The organism is Defluviimonas aquaemixtae, from assembly GCF_900302475.1.
GTDB lineage: Bacteria > Pseudomonadota > Alphaproteobacteria > Rhodobacterales > Rhodobacteraceae > Albidovulum > Albidovulum aquaemixtae.
This window is the reverse complement of the sequence record NZ_OMOQ01000001.1, coordinates 2,038,297-2,051,224: the sequence shown is the minus strand read 5'-3', so window position 1 is coordinate 2,051,224 and position 12,928 is coordinate 2,038,297. Positions and strand designations below refer to the sequence as shown.

The window sequence follows — 12,928 nt, the reverse complement described above, 5'->3', positions numbered from 1 at the left end:
AGCTTGGCACGCAAGCGCGATTCCGGTCGCACGGCCACGCAAAAGCGGCGCGGAGGAAAGACCATGGACATCGAAACCGCGACGACTGATGACGACCGGCTGCTGTTCGATCGGCCGCTGTTCGAAGACCCTTCGGCGCGCGCGCTCGACCGTGTCGGGGTGATCGATGTCGGGTCGAACTCCGTCCGGCTCGTGGTGTTCGACGGCGCGGCCCGAAGCCCCGCCTATTTCTACAATGAGAAGGTGATGGCCGGTCTCGGTCAGGGGCTGGCGCAGACCGGTCGGCTCCATCAGCGCGGGCGTGAACGCGCGCTTGCCGCCCTGAAGCGGTTCGCGGCACTTGCAGATGGCATGAAGCTTCCGCCCTTGAACTGCGTTGCCACCGCAGCCGTGCGTGAAGCTGCCGACGGGGCGGATTTCTGCGCCGAAGTGGAGAACCAGACGGGGCTTCGGCTTCGCGTGATCGATGGGCGAGAGGAGGCGCGGCTGTCAGCGCAGGGCGTGCTCCTCGGCTGGCCCGAGGCCGAGGGGCTCGTCTGCGACATAGGCGGCAACTCGATGGAACTTGCAGAGGTCTCCGGGGGGCAGGTGGGTCAGCGCGTGACATCGCCGCTCGGGCCGTTCCGACTGCAACAGGTGGCCGGCGGCAAGAAGGGCATCGCCAAGTTTATCAGCGAGACAATCGACGGGCTCGCAGCCGAGATGGGAACCGGCTTTGAGCGCATCTACCTCGTCGGCGGGTCGTTTCGTGCGATCGCCCGGCTCGACATGGAGCGGCGGGCCTATCCGCTGACGGTGCTCCATGAATATCGGATGCGACCGCGCGAGCTTCTTAAGACGATTGCCTGGATCGGCGAAAACGATCTGTCGGCCCTTCGCGCGCGCACCGGCACGTCGGCCGCGCGGATGGAACTCGTCCCTCTTGCGAGTCAGGTTCTGAAGCAGCTCGTGCGGCGGTTTCGCCCCAAGGAGATCGACGTTTCGTCCTACGGCATCCGCGAGGGGATGCTCTACGAGCAGATGTCCGAACGGCAGCGCAGGCGCGATCCGCTGATCGAGGCCTGCCGGCATGCGGAGCGCACGATGGCGCGGATGCCGGGTTTCGGCAAACAGCTCTATCAGTTCATTCTGCCGGTCTTCAACGGTGCCTCCGACGACCGTCTTCGGATGGTCCGGGCGGCCTGTCTTCTGCACGACACGACTTGGAGGGCGCATCCCGACTACCGCGCCGAGGTCTGCTTCGATAACGCGACGCGGGCCAATCTCGGCGGGCTCAGCCATTCCGAGCGGGTGTTTTTGGGCCTTGCGCTTCTCCACCGCTACAAGAATTCGCGTGCCGGTTCGCGGCTAGAGCCGCTTTTCGGGCTCCTCACCGAGAAGCAACTGCGCGAGGCGGAGGTGCTGGGTAAGGCAATGCGCTTCGGCGCGATGTTCGCCATCCGCTCGCCCGAGGATGCGGGTGGGCTCGTCTGGCGCCCGAAGAAGAAGGTGCTGGAACTGAAGCTGCGCAAGAAGGCACGGGCGCTATTCGGCGAGGTCGCCGAGGCGCGGTTCAAGTCGCTCGCCGATGCGCTCGGGTCAGAAGGCAAGGTCAGCGCCATCAGGGACTGAGCGCAGACCCCCCGCGCGTGCGCAGGACGGCGACTGCGTGATCCGGAAATACGACGAGCTTGAATTCGTGCCGACCGGCGAAAGCGTCGATGCGGAACTTTCGGTCCACTGAGGCAACCCGGAGGTCGGGCCGTTCGGCATGATGCTCCGGTTTCCGTCGGGCTACCGCTCACCCATGCACACGCATTCCTCGAACTACCACGCGGTCATCGTCGAGGGGCATTCGATGCACCGGCTTGAGGGCGAGGACGAGGCGACCAGCGAGGTGCACGGGCCGGAGTCTTACTGGATGCAGCCTGCGGACCAGATTCACGACGAGGCCACCCCGGGCGACGGACCCGTCACGATCTTCGTGCATTTCGAAGGCCGATCGACTTCATGCCAGTCGAGTGACGCGACACGGATATGACACACGCACGACCTTCCGTCGATTCGGGTGTGCTCAGATCTCGATCTCTTCACCCGGCGCGGGCAGGCGGTCTTCCAGCGGAGTCTTGCGGCGCAGGATGATGTCGCCGTTCGGCAGCTTCTCTGGCGCATGATAGTTGCGGAGATCGCCAATCATGGCGGCCAGATCGCGCAGCGCGGGGCCCATCTCGTTCATCGCGTCGCCGAAATCCCGCCTAAGATCCTTAAGCGCCGGTTCCATCTCGTCGATCATCGACCGGAGGATTATCCTCGCGCCTTCTCCGAGCAGGCTGAATCCTTGCTCGGTGTCCTTGTCCTGGGCACCCGCGCCAGGGGGCAAGGCGGTCGCGATGACAATGGTGAACGCGGCTAGTCGTTTCATTCACCAAATATAGGCCACCCAGCCCAGATTTTACAGTCCGCGCTCAGAGCGCCAGGTCGACCGTCACGGGAAAATGGTCCGAGGCGGTCAGCAACGCCTCGCGCAGTTCCGGGACCCTGTAACAGTCAGGATCGTCGAACGGGTGCCAGATCCGCCACTTCGGGTCGAGCGCGCACAGATCGGGCGAGACCATGATGTAATCAAGAAGCGCCGAGAAATAGCGCCCCTGATCGTCGAGATAGAACCGTGCCGACACTGGCGCTGCGGCAAGTTTCTTGGCGAAGGCCACGCGCGCATGGGGATCGTGCAACTGCTGGTTCTCGGGCGCGTCCCAGCCGAGCACGATTTCAACCCCCGAGCGGCCAAAGAGCTTTTCGTATTCATCGAGCCCCGGCCCGTCGTTGAAATCGCCCATCACGATGAGACTGTCGCCCGCCTCCAGATGTTCGACCACCCGTTCGCGCAGCCAGATGCACTGGGCAAGCTGCTTGCGCCGCGCCTCGATCGCAATGCGGCGCGCGTGCTCGTCATTGCGGGCGCCGTGCGGCGCTTTCGACTTCACGTGAACGCCGATCATGCGGAAGACGCGGCCGCCCGGAGTGTTCGCAGCGATCTCCAAGGGCGGCTTCGAAAATCGCACATGTTCGGGCGTGGCGTCGATGTCAAGGTCGATCCGGTAGCTTGTATCGAAGCGCGGGGCGGCGAATTGGCTGCCGGAGTTGCCGGATACGCCGATCGGATCATGCCGGACCGACAGCCGGTCGGGATCGTAGAGCAGCGCGATTTCCTGCTGCGTGCCGTTCTCATAGCCCAGAAGCGCCTTGCGCGTGCGCAATTCGTACCGCGTGGCGAAAGCTTCGAGCATGTCGACGGTCTTGTGGCGGCGATTGTTGTCAGGCGCCTCGATGATCATCACGGCGTCGGCATCCATCGCGGTGAAGACGATGCCCAGCGCAGTGAGCTGGTCCGCCCGGGTCACGTTGTAGCGCGCCGACCAGCCGCCATCCTCGAGAAGCTCACCGTCGCGGTCATAGAGGTTCGTGAACCACTCGATGTTGTAGGTCGCGATGCGCATCCGGGGTCAGGCCGCCCGCCGACCGTTGATTTCCTCCCAAGCGCGGTTCACGTCGACGAGGCGCTGTTCGGCGAGCCGCAGCGCTTCTTCCGGCAGTCCGCGCGCGCGCATCCGGTCAGGGTGAGAATCGCGCACCGCCTGGCGCCACGCGGCCCGAACTTCGTCAATCGGCGCGTCGCGCGGCACGCGCAACACGTCATAGGGGTCGCGCGGTGCATTGGGTACGAAGCGGGTCAGAAGCGAACGGAAACAGCGTTCATCCACGCCGAAAATCCTTGCCACATCGCGCAGAAAGGCATCCTCGTGCGCGTGGTAGTCGCCATCGGCCATGGCGATGTGGAACAACCCTTCGAGGAGGTCGACGAGCACCGGATCGCCCGCGCCGAACATGCGGGCGATCTTTTGCGCGTAGAGTTCGAAGCCGGCCACGTCCTGCCGCGCGAGGTTGAAGACGCGGGCGGCGTTGTCTTCCTCGGCCGGCGGGATCGTGAAAACCTCGCGGAAGGCCATGACCTCGTTGCGGGTGACCAGCCCGTCGGCCTTGGCCATCTTCGCGCCAAGCGCGATGACCGCGATCGCGAAGGCCACCGAGCGCTCAGGCGGCGTACGCAGCCGGTCGAACACGGCCGACAGCGCCTCGCCCTTGGCGAGCGCGGCCAACGCGTCCGATATGCGGGTCCAGATCGACATGGCAATAGCTTAGCGGCGCATCCGAGCGTTGTCAGCGTATCCCGTCGGGTGCGACATTGTGGCCGGATTCGCAAGCGCGACAGCGTCGTCCGATGCCCAGATGATTCCGCGACATGGTCACGTTTCCCGCACGTTTCGCTCACGTTTCGCTCACGGATGGCTGCCATGATAGCGGCAAGCGGCACCTTGCCGCGTCTCTGTAGGAGTTGATACGGTGATCGAACTTTTGATTTCGGCATGCCTGATCAGCGGCAGTGACTGCCGCGAGGTCTCGATGCTCTACGATGCGCAAGACGTGTCGCTGATGACCTGCATGGTGATGGGCCAGGCCGAGGCTGCGCGCTGGCAAGTGGATCATCCGAACTACCGGATCGAACGCTACCGCTGCGGCATCGCCGGGCAAAGCAAGTCGATCTGAACGGCGGGGCCCCGTCGCCGAGGCCCCGCGTCCGGCGTCAGTTGCGGCTCTTGTCGACCATCTTGCCTTTTGAGATCCAGGGCATCATCGCGCGGAGCTTCTCGCCCACCTTCTCGATCTGGTGTTCGTCGTTCAAGCGGCGCGTTGCCTTGAACATCGGCTGGCCAACCGCGTTCTCCTGCATGAAGTCTCGCACAAATCGGCCGGTTTGAATGTCTTGCAGAACCTCCTTCATCCGGGCCTTGGTCTCGTCGTAGGGCAGGATGCGGGGTCCCGAGACATACTCGCCATATTCCGCGGTGTTCGAGATCGAGTAGTTCATGTTGGCGATGCCGCCTTCGTAGATCAGGTCCACGATCAGCTTCACCTCGTGCAGGCACTCGAAATAGGCCATCTCGGGTTCATAGCCCGCTTCAACGAGCGTCTCGAAGCCCATGCGGATAAGCTCGACGAGACCACCGCAGAGCACCGCCTGCTCACCGAATAGGTCGGTCTCGCATTCCTGCCGGAAGTTCGTCTCGATAACTCCCGACCGGCCACCACCGATGGCCGAGCAGTAGGACAGTCCGATCTCCAGCGCCTTGCCGGTGGCATCGTTGTGCACTGCGACAAGGCAAGGCACGCCGCCGCCTTTCACGTACTCGCCGCGCACCGTGTGGCCGGGGCCCTTCGGCGCCATCATGATGACGTCGACGCCCGGCTTCGGCTCGATCAGGCCGAAATGGACGTTGAGCCCATGGGCGAAGGCGATCGCCGCGCCTTCCTTCAAGTTGTCGTGGACGTGTTTCCTGTAGGTTTCGGCCTGCAATTCGTCCGGCATGGTGAACATGATCAGGTCGCACCAGGCCGCCGCCTCGGCGATTCCCATGACCTTGAGGCCTTCCTTCTCGCACTTGGCGGCAGAGGGCGATCCTTCACGAAGTGCGATGGCAACGTTCTTCGCGCCCGAATCCCGCAGGTTCAGCGCATGGGCGTGGCCCTGCGAGCCGTAGCCAAGAATGGCGACTTTCTTGTCCTTGATGAGATTGATATCGCAGTCGCGATCGTAATAGACGCGCATCGGGCGCTCCTTTCTTGTTTCCGTGGGCGAAGATACGGGTTCGCGTGCAATTTCCCGTTCAAAATTTGACGCATGCGCACCGGTATGCGAATAAGTATTCGCCAATATGCGATAACGTTGAACTTTCATGCAGATCGACGACACAGATCGCCGCATCCTTCGTCAGCTCTTGGCCGAACCCGGCGTCGCCACGGCGGACCTGGCCGCGCGGGCAGGCGTCACGGCAGCGACATGCTGGCGGCGGCTCGAAAAGCTCGCCGAGGCCGGCATTCTCAAGGGCCAGCACGCCACGATCAACTGGCGCACGCTCGGTTGGGCGGTGGAAGTCTCGCTTCGCTTCACGCTCGACAAGACAAATCCGCGCGCCTTCGACGAGTTCCTCGCCGCTGCCCGCGAGGTTCCCGAGGTGATCGAGATCCAGACCTTTCTCGGCCGCGTCGACGTGCGTCTGAACGTCATAGCCCGCGACATGGGGCACTATCAGGAAGTCTACCGCGATCGCATCCTGACGCTGCCCCATATCGCCGATATCGAAAGCCTGATGCTCGTCTCGACGATCAAAGAAACGGGGAGTCTGCCGCTGTGATTGCGCTCGACGACACCGACCGGGCGATCCTTCGCGCTCTCGTCGCGGATGCCACCCAAAGCGCGGGCGCAGTCGGGCGCGTACTCGGGCTCAGTCAACCCGCCACTTGGCGCCGCATCAAGCGCCTTGAAGATGCCGGGGTCATCGCCGGTCGGCGCATTGACCTCGACGCAGAGGCGCTTGGTTTCGGCGTGACCGTCTTCCTCGGCGTCAAGCTCGCCACCAAGGGTCGCGTCAGCCTCGAAGACTTCGAGCGCGCCGCCACCGCGATCCCCGAGGTCCAGACCGTCCAGCACGTCCTCGGCCTCTACGACTACCGCCTCCGCGTCACCGCCCGCGACCTCGCCGATTTCGAACGCGTCCTGCGCCGCCGGATCATGACTCTGCCGGGTGTGGGTCAGGTCGAGGCCAACGTCCTCCTCGGGGAGGAACGCCGGCCGGGGCCCCTCGGCTGACAGGCAGACGCACGGCAACTTCCTCTGTTTCCGGATGCTTCCGGGGGCTGCCTGCCCCGCCGGCATGGTGAGCGCCGCGCGAAATGACCCGCAGGATGTCGCAACCGGCTTTGCCTTTGCAGCGCCCATGCGCTAGGCGAAGGTCAACCAGCAACGGAGGTCCCCATGCCCGCGCTTCTGTCCGACATCGACCCCAACGGGCTCGAGGAGTTTTCGGTCGTCTTCACCGACCGCTCCCTCAACCACATGAGTCAGGTTTTCCAGGGCGTGATGCGGGATATCTCATCGACGCTCAAGGAAGTCTACAATGCCGAGGCGGTCGTGGTGGTGCCGGGCGGCGGGACCTACGCGATGGAATCCGTCGCGCGGCAATTCGCCAGTGACAAACAAGTGCTGATCATCCGCAACGGCTGGTTTTCCTTCCGCTGGACCCAGATCCTGGAGATGGGCGGCGTTGCGCGCGAAACCAGTGTCGCCATGGCGCGCCGGGCGGGCAACGATGCCCAAGCCCCGTTCGCGCCAGCGCCGATCGAGGACGTCACGAAGTCGATCCGCGAGGTACGACCCGACGTGATCTTTGCGCCTCATGTGGAGACTGCCTCGGGAATGATTCTGCCCGACGACTATCTCAAGGCGCTGGCCGCGGCTGCGCATGAGGTGGGCGCTCTCTTCGTGCTCGATTGCATCGCCTCCGGTTGCGTCTGGGTGGACATGAAGGAAGTCGGCGTCGATGTTCTGATCTCCGCGCCGCAAAAGGGCTGGTCGGCCTCGCCCTCGGCCGGGCTTGTGATGCTCTCCGACGCGGCGGCGACGCGTCTTGAAGAGACAACCTCGTCGAGCTTCGCGATGGATCTCAAGAAATGGCGGTCGATCATGGCGGCCTACGAGGGCGGCGGGCACGCTTACCACGCGACGATGCCGACCGACGCGCTCCGGGCGTTCCGGGATACGATGAACGAGACGAGAGAGTACGGATTCGAACAGCTCCGCGAGGCGCAGTGGAAGCTTGGCAACGCGGTTCGGGCCGAACTGACCTCGCGTGGGATCAAGTCGGTCGCGGCAGACGGCTTTGGCGCGCCGGGCGTCGTCGTCAGTTTCACCGAGGATCCCGACATCCAGAATGGAAAGAAATTTGCTGCCAACGGCGTGCAGATCGCGGCCGGCGTGCCGTTGCAGGTGGGCGAGGGCGAAGGTTATCGAAGCTTCCGTATCGGTCTCTTCGGGCTCGACAAGCTCTACGACGTCGAAGGGACGGTCGAGCGGGTGAAGCGCGCGCTCGATGCGGCGATGGGCTGACGCTTAGCGCATCCCGAGCCCTGCTTTCATCAGCGTCCGGCGGACAGGTCCGAACGAATAGAGCGCATTCAACGCCCCCGCGCGCAGGTTGCGCAAGGACTGCGCACCAAGCATCGACGTGCGGTTCAGAAGATCGATCCCCGCCACGCGCGCCTTTACCTCGGGCCAGCGGCGCCGGTGATAGGTCGTCAGCATGGCCCGGTCGCCCAGACGGTCGGGCGCCGCCTTCGCAAGTTCGAGTAGGCAGGCGAGGTCGGCGAGCGACATGTTCAGCCCCTGCGCCCCGATCGGCGGAACGACATGGGCGGCCTCGGCCAGAAGCGCCGTCCGCTCGGCATCGAACCGGTCGGCAATCTGGCTGATGATCGGCCAGACGGAGCGCCGCGTGACAAGCGTCAGCGGGCCGAAGAGCCCTGCGGACCGCTGAAGCATCTCCGTCTCGAATGCCTCGACCGGCAGGGCGGCCAAGCGCATCACCTCCGGCCCCCGCTCCATCCACACGATTGCAGACGAGGGCAATCCGTCGCGATCCGGCAGGGGCACGAGCGTGAACGGCCCGCCCGAGCGGTGGATCTCGGTCGAGACGTTCCGGTGCGGGATCGGATGAGTGACCGCGAAGGCAAGCGCCTTCTGCCCGTAACGTGTGGTCTTAACGCCGATGCCCACAGCCTCGCGCACCGGGCTCGCCCGGCCGTCGGCAGCAACGAGCAGCCGGGCGGAAACCTGCGTGCCATCCGAAAGCGTCACTAAAGCCGCGCCCTCACGCGTCAGGACCGAGCGCGTGGCGATCCCGGGCCGGAAGCTCACGTTCGGCAGTTCGGCGATCCGCGCGACCATCTCGCGCCGGAGCATCCAGTTCGGAAAGTTCCAGCCGAAGGGCTCCGCGCCGATCTCGGCTGCATCGAAGTCCTTCACGATGCGTGGCTCGGGCGTCTCGCCGCCTGCATCGACGATGCGCATGATCTTCAGCGCGGCGCCATGAGGCGCGAGCCGGGACCAGAGCCCCGCGGCGTCCAGCACCGTCCGGGCGGGCTGAAGGAAGGCGGTCGTCCTGAGATCGGCGCCTTCGCCCTCGGCCTCGGTCACGGGATGGGTGGGATCGATACAGATGACCGCAAGGCCCGCCGCGCCAAAGGCCGCGGCCGCAGTCAACCCGGCAACCCCGCCGCCGGAAATCAGGATGTCGGTCGTTTCTCGCATCGTTCTCACCCTTTGCCTAGGGCGAGACGATAGACCGGCGGCCGCCCGCCGTCCAAGCGGCAAGCTGTCCCGGTCATCGGCGAAGAGGCGTCAGGAAGCCGGCCAGATCGTCGGTGTGGTGGTGAACATGCGGCGCGGCATGGGCCTCGGCCGCGACATGGACCGTACGCATCCCCATCTCGTGCGGCGCGGACAAGTTGCGCGCATCGTCGTCGAACATTGCCGCGCGGGTGGGGTCGATGCCATCGCGGGCGAACACGGCCTCGAAGGCGCGTCGCTCGGGCTTCGGCCGGTAGCCGGCATGTTCGACGCCGTAGACCGCGTCGAAGGCGCTCGTCAGCCCGCGTGCGTCAAGCACCCGGTTTGCATAGCTGGCCGAGCCGTTCGTGTAGACGATCCGGCGGCCGGGAAGGCACGCGATCGCGTCCGTGAGTGCGGCGTCCGGCGACAGGTGGTCCAGTGTGATGTCGTGGACGTCGACGAGATAGGGATCCGGGTCGAGCCCGTGTTCGTGCATGAGGCCGGCAAGCGTCGTACCGTAGAGCTTCCAATAGTGCGCCCTAAGCCGGTCGGCCTCGCGTCGCGGCACCCCCAGCATCTGCATGACATAGGCCGTCATGCGCATTTCGATCTGGTCGAAGAGCCGCGCCTCGGGCGGATAGAGCGTGTTGTCGAGGTCAAAGACCCAGTTCTCGACATGGGCGAAGGCGGCGGCATGCATGGGGCGGAGACTACGCCTTGCCGCGCATGGCCGCAACGGATCGGCTTGCCATGCGCGCGGTTCGCCGCATAGGCTCGCGCTTCGTCCAGCGAGGTTTCGGGCGGGGAGTGACGCCGATGCAGAAAGACGCCTATGCGCTTATTCTCGAGGCGATCGACAACGGGGTCTACAAGCCCGGCGATCGGCTGGTGGAAGCGGAACTGGCCGAGCGTTTCGGAGTATCGCGGACGCCGGTGCGCGAGGCGCTGCAGCGGCTCGAGACGCAGTCGATGCTGACGCGCGACGGGCGCTCGCTCATCGTCGCCTCGCTCGACCACAACCAGCTCGCGGAGCTCTACGTCGTGCGCGCCGAGCTCGAAGGACTGGCCGCGCGGCTTGCCGCAAAGCACGCAACGCCGGAAGAGGTCAAGGTCCTGAGCGACTTGGTCGAGGCTGACCATGCGCATCTCGATGACCCGGCCGCGCTGAGCCGCGCCAACCGGAGGTTTCACAAGCAGATCCACCTTGCCTCGCACAATCGGTACCTTGTCCAGCAGCTCGACCTCGTGCACCGCTCGATGGCGCTTCTGGCTACGACGTCGCTTGCCGCGGAGGGGCGCGGGGCTGCGGCGCTTGGCGAACACGCTGCGATCGTCAAAGCGATTGCGGCGGGCGATGGAATCGGCGCGCAAGACGCGCTGCGCGCCCACATATCGAAGGCTTTCGAAACGAGGCTCAAGCTGGATGCGGGCTCCGGGTGCAACCTCGAAGGGGGCTGAGCGGGTTCAGAACCCCGCGAAACTGAGCTGGGTTTCCAAGGACGATCGCGCCCACGCCTGGGCGATGGCGGTGCCGGGCACGTATGTCTTGCGGTCTGCGCGGCGTTTGTTCCCTGCGCCGGCGCCCGTGCTCACGATCGTCAGCACCGGGTAGACGGATGTTTCTTCATCGTCAGTTCCGGTCGCAGCCAGGGCGGGCGTGCTGAGGTGCAGCCGGGCGGGCATCTCCGCATGCGCAGGACGGTTGGGAAAGAATAAGGCTGGATCTGTCGTATCGGGCACGTGGACTGGCCGGGTGAGCAGCAGAATCGGCAAGAGCTCCGGGCTCTCGCCGGTCGCCTCGCTCACCGCGCCATGCGCGGTCTTGTCCCAGTAGAAAGGCCGCGTCACCCATTCGTAGAGCGCCTTGTAGCTTGAGAGCGCTGCGAGCGGAAAATAGACGTGCAGACTCGGCACCCATTTCATGAGGTGACGATGCTTGGGCCCTCGTGTCGCCCAGAGCCCGACCGTGATATTGACGAGCTCCGCCGCGAGGAAGAGCGTGCCGAGCGCCAGCATCGCGCCGGTCGGCAGCATCGGCTCGAGCGGATGCGGCAGACCCAGCGCCAGGAGCCAGAAGGACCACAGGACCGGCGTCAGGAAGCTTTGCGACAGCGAACCGATGAAAAGGACCTGAATCCCCCAGAACCGCTTTGGCCCCAGGTCGCGCCAGAGTCGCGCGGGGTCGCGCATGTGGCTCGCCCAGGTCATCGCGTAGCCTTTCTGCCAGCGCGACCGCTGGCGGATCCAGGCGAAGGGGCGGGCGTTCGGCTCCTCCTCGGTCACGGTGTCGATGATTTCGGTCCGGTAGCCGCGGCGCGCGAGCCTGAGGCCCAGATCTGCGTCCTCGGTCACGTTGTGCGCATCCCATCCACCAAGCTCCTCAATCAGGTCGCGGCGGAAATAGAGCGTCGTGCCACCCAGGGGCACGACGAAACCGAGCCGCGCGAGGCCGGGCAGCATGGCGCGGAACCAGGCGGCGTATTCGATGGTGAAGCAGCGCGTCAGCCAGTTGTGGCGCGAATTGTAGAAATCGAGCACGCCCTGCAGGCAGGCCACGTCCGGCGCTGCCTCGCTGAACCGGCGTACCACCACATGAATTTGTCCCGGATCGGGCGCATCCTCGGCATCCCAGATGCCGATGATCGAGCCGCGGCAGAAGTCGAGCGCGTAGTTTAGCGCCCGGGGCTTGGTCCGGATCGGCCCCGTGGGAACCGTGACCACCCGCATCCAGCGCGGCAGCAGGCGCGCGGCAAGCGCCGCCTGAGTGCGCAGGTCATCCTCCTCGACGACGAGAAGCACGTCGAGCAGCTCCTTCGGGTAGTCGATCCGGCCAAGGCGGCGGATCAGCCGGGGGGCAATGTCGTCCTCATGATAGAGCGGCACCATCATCGAGACGACCGGCAGGCGCGGCAGCGGGGCGTGCACGCGGGGCGCCGGGGCGGGTGCGCGGAGCGTCGCGAGGAAGCAGGCGAGTTTCAGCCCCGTCGTCGCGGTCAGCGTGACGACGGCCCAGAGCGCCGCCAGCGCGAAGACCGCCATCGGCGCGGCCAGCAGACCGGCTGCGCAGAGTGTCAGCAGGATAAGTGCGCGGTGCGCGGCGCGCGTGCCGTCCTGGCTGCGGCAACTGTCCGCTTCGGCCACGCGCGTCTCGGCCTTGCGCACGAGAGCGGTCTGGCGAGCCGCGATCAGCGCCTCGTGGATGTCGCGCTCAGGTGCCAGCGCCATGATCACGGGGCCAAGTCCCGGGGGCAGAGCAGCGCGGGTTGCGGCAAACTCCTCCGGCCGCGACGTCGCCAGAACGACCGCGCCGCCGATGCGACGCCAGGGCAGGACCCCGTGCGACAGGCAGAATTCAGCACCAAGTGAGTCGAGCAGCCGCGCATCGGGCGGCCTGTCGACGAGGTCGACGGGCCGCGCACCCCATTGCAGCGACAGCGCGGCCATCAGGTCGGCATCGCTGACCCATCCCCGGGTTAAGAGGATGTCGCCGAGCCGGGCATCTTCGCGGTCCCTGAGTGCAATGGCCTTGAGCATGTTGCCCGGCTCCACCGCCTTCATGTCGATCAGGATCTGGCCGAGCGGCCGCCGTTTCGCGCGGGCCGGCTGGCGCGTCGCGCGCGGACCGAACAGCGGAACGTCTGCCGGCTTCGGCGCGCCGGAAGGGGCAACAAGGCGCAGATGAGGCGCGGCAGGCGGCATGGCGGTCCCGTAGTGTATCGGTCGCCC

Annotated in this window: 14 protein-coding genes; 7 read left to right on the top strand and 7 right to left on the bottom strand. The window is 65.6% G+C overall.

The genetic code is table 11. The features are described from left to right. The first annotated feature begins 63 nt into the window (after positions 1-63). Both DEA8626_RS10075 and DEA8626_RS10070 read left to right on the top strand, forming a co-directional pair. Positions 64-1,611: a Ppx/GppA family phosphatase gene (locus tag DEA8626_RS10075; RefSeq protein WP_108852825.1), complete on the top strand. Its 1,548-nt coding sequence runs from the start codon at positions 64-66 to the stop codon at positions 1,609-1,611. 139 nt (positions 1,612-1,750) lie between these two features. Further along, on the top strand, positions 1,751-2,020 hold the full coding sequence (locus DEA8626_RS10070; RefSeq protein ID WP_108852824.1) for a cupin domain-containing protein: 270 nt from the start codon (positions 1,751-1,753) through the stop codon (positions 2,018-2,020). Between the two features lie 33 nt (positions 2,021-2,053). Here DEA8626_RS10070 and DEA8626_RS10065 read toward each other — a convergent pair whose 3' ends face one another. The 3 genes from DEA8626_RS10065 to DEA8626_RS10055 are packed head-to-tail and all read right to left on the bottom strand — an operon-like array spanning position 2,054 to position 4,166. Then, positions 2,054-2,401, bottom strand: coding sequence for an AAA+ family ATPase (locus tag DEA8626_RS10065; RefSeq protein ID WP_108852823.1), 348 nt, complete (start codon positions 2,399-2,401; stop codon positions 2,054-2,056). A gap of 43 nt (positions 2,402-2,444) precedes the next feature. Next, a complete protein-coding gene (locus DEA8626_RS10060; RefSeq protein WP_108852822.1) occupies positions 2,445-3,476 on the bottom strand; it encodes an endonuclease/exonuclease/phosphatase family protein in 1,032 nt (343 codons plus the stop codon). Between the two features lie 6 nt (positions 3,477-3,482). Continuing rightward, the gene (locus tag DEA8626_RS10055) at positions 3,483-4,166 is read right to left on the bottom strand and encodes a molecular chaperone DjiA (protein WP_108852821.1); all 684 of its coding nucleotides are present in this window, start codon (positions 4,164-4,166) and stop codon (positions 3,483-3,485) included. 214 nt (positions 4,167-4,380) lie between these two features. Between DEA8626_RS10055 and DEA8626_RS10050 the strand changes: the two genes are divergently transcribed. Further along, entirely contained in the window at positions 4,381-4,584 is a 204-nt protein-coding gene (locus tag DEA8626_RS10050; protein WP_108852820.1) for a hypothetical protein, read from the top strand. Positions 4,585-4,621: 37 nt separating this feature from the next. Here the strand turns inward: DEA8626_RS10050 and ilvC are convergent, their stop codons facing one another. Then, positions 4,622-5,644, bottom strand: coding sequence for a ketol-acid reductoisomerase (gene ilvC, locus DEA8626_RS10045; RefSeq protein WP_108852819.1), 1,023 nt, complete (start codon positions 5,642-5,644; stop codon positions 4,622-4,624). 127 nt (positions 5,645-5,771) lie between these two features. Between ilvC and DEA8626_RS10040 the strand changes: the two genes are divergently transcribed. The 3 genes from DEA8626_RS10040 to DEA8626_RS10030 all read left to right on the top strand — a co-directional run bounded on the left by DEA8626_RS10040 (position 5,772) and on the right by DEA8626_RS10030 (position 7,981). After that, positions 5,772-6,230, top strand: coding sequence for an Lrp/AsnC family transcriptional regulator (locus DEA8626_RS10040; protein WP_108852818.1), 459 nt, complete (start codon positions 5,772-5,774; stop codon positions 6,228-6,230). Further along, positions 6,227-6,685: an Lrp/AsnC family transcriptional regulator gene (locus DEA8626_RS10035; protein ID WP_108852817.1), complete on the top strand. Its 459-nt coding sequence runs from the start codon at positions 6,227-6,229 to the stop codon at positions 6,683-6,685. Before DEA8626_RS10040 ends, DEA8626_RS10035 begins: the two co-directional genes overlap by 4 nt. A 165-nt stretch (positions 6,686-6,850) precedes the next feature. Continuing rightward, positions 6,851-7,981 carry an aminotransferase class V-fold PLP-dependent enzyme gene (locus tag DEA8626_RS10030; protein WP_108852816.1) on the top strand — a complete coding sequence of 377 codons (1,131 nt, stop codon included), beginning with the start codon at positions 6,851-6,853 and terminating at the stop codon, positions 7,979-7,981. 3 nt (positions 7,982-7,984) lie between these two features. On the opposite strand, the gene DEA8626_RS10025 is transcribed toward DEA8626_RS10030, so the two are convergent. Both DEA8626_RS10025 and DEA8626_RS10020 read right to left on the bottom strand, forming a co-directional pair. Next, positions 7,985-9,181: a UbiH/UbiF family hydroxylase gene (locus tag DEA8626_RS10025; RefSeq protein ID WP_108852815.1), complete on the bottom strand. Its 1,197-nt coding sequence runs from the start codon at positions 9,179-9,181 to the stop codon at positions 7,985-7,987. 73 nt (positions 9,182-9,254) lie between these two features. Further along, a complete protein-coding gene (locus DEA8626_RS10020; RefSeq protein WP_108852814.1) occupies positions 9,255-9,902 on the bottom strand; it encodes a pyrimidine 5'-nucleotidase in 648 nt (215 codons plus the stop codon). Positions 9,903-10,018: 116 nt separating this feature from the next. Between DEA8626_RS10020 and DEA8626_RS10015 the strand changes: the two genes are divergently transcribed. After that, entirely contained in the window at positions 10,019-10,660 is a 642-nt protein-coding gene (locus DEA8626_RS10015; protein ID WP_108853415.1) for a GntR family transcriptional regulator, read from the top strand. 6 nt (positions 10,661-10,666) lie between these two features. Here DEA8626_RS10015 and DEA8626_RS10010 read toward each other — a convergent pair whose 3' ends face one another. Further along, positions 10,667-12,901: a glycosyltransferase gene (locus DEA8626_RS10010; protein ID WP_245890820.1), complete on the bottom strand. Its 2,235-nt coding sequence runs from the start codon at positions 12,899-12,901 to the stop codon at positions 10,667-10,669. Positions 12,902-12,928 lie beyond the last annotated feature (27 nt).

What these genes read in the sequence shown, in the direction of transcription:
- DEA8626_RS10075 (WP_108852825.1), top strand. Translation starts at nt 64, where the DNA reads ATGGACATCGAAACCGCGACGACTGATGACGACCGGCTGCTGTTCGAT.
- DEA8626_RS10040 (WP_108852818.1), top strand. Translation starts at nt 5,772, where the DNA reads ATGCAGATCGACGACACAGATCGCCGCATCCTTCGTCAGCTCTTGGCC.
- DEA8626_RS10060 (WP_108852822.1), bottom strand. Translation starts at nt 3,476, where the DNA reads ATGCGCATCGCGACCTACAACATCGAGTGGTTCACGAACCTCTATGAC.
- DEA8626_RS10030 (WP_108852816.1), top strand. Translation starts at nt 6,851, where the DNA reads ATGCCCGCGCTTCTGTCCGACATCGACCCCAACGGGCTCGAGGAGTTT.
- DEA8626_RS10010 (WP_245890820.1), bottom strand. Translation starts at nt 12,901, where the DNA reads ATGCCGCCTGCCGCGCCTCATCTGCGCCTTGTTGCCCCTTCCGGCGCG.
- ilvC (WP_108852819.1), bottom strand. Translation starts at nt 5,644, where the DNA reads ATGCGCGTCTATTACGATCGCGACTGCGATATCAATCTCATCAAGGAC.
- DEA8626_RS10020 (WP_108852814.1), bottom strand. Translation starts at nt 9,902, where the DNA reads ATGCATGCCGCCGCCTTCGCCCATGTCGAGAACTGGGTCTTTGACCTC.
- DEA8626_RS10055 (WP_108852821.1), bottom strand. Translation starts at nt 4,166, where the DNA reads ATGTCGATCTGGACCCGCATATCGGACGCGTTGGCCGCGCTCGCCAAG.
- DEA8626_RS10015 (WP_108853415.1), top strand. Translation starts at nt 10,019, where the DNA reads ATGCAGAAAGACGCCTATGCGCTTATTCTCGAGGCGATCGACAACGGG.
- DEA8626_RS10025 (WP_108852815.1), bottom strand. Translation starts at nt 9,181, where the DNA reads ATGCGAGAAACGACCGACATCCTGATTTCCGGCGGCGGGGTTGCCGGG.
- DEA8626_RS10065 (WP_108852823.1), bottom strand. Translation starts at nt 2,401, where the DNA reads ATGAAACGACTAGCCGCGTTCACCATTGTCATCGCGACCGCCTTGCCC.
- DEA8626_RS10070 (WP_108852824.1), top strand. Translation starts at nt 1,751, where the DNA reads ATGATGCTCCGGTTTCCGTCGGGCTACCGCTCACCCATGCACACGCAT.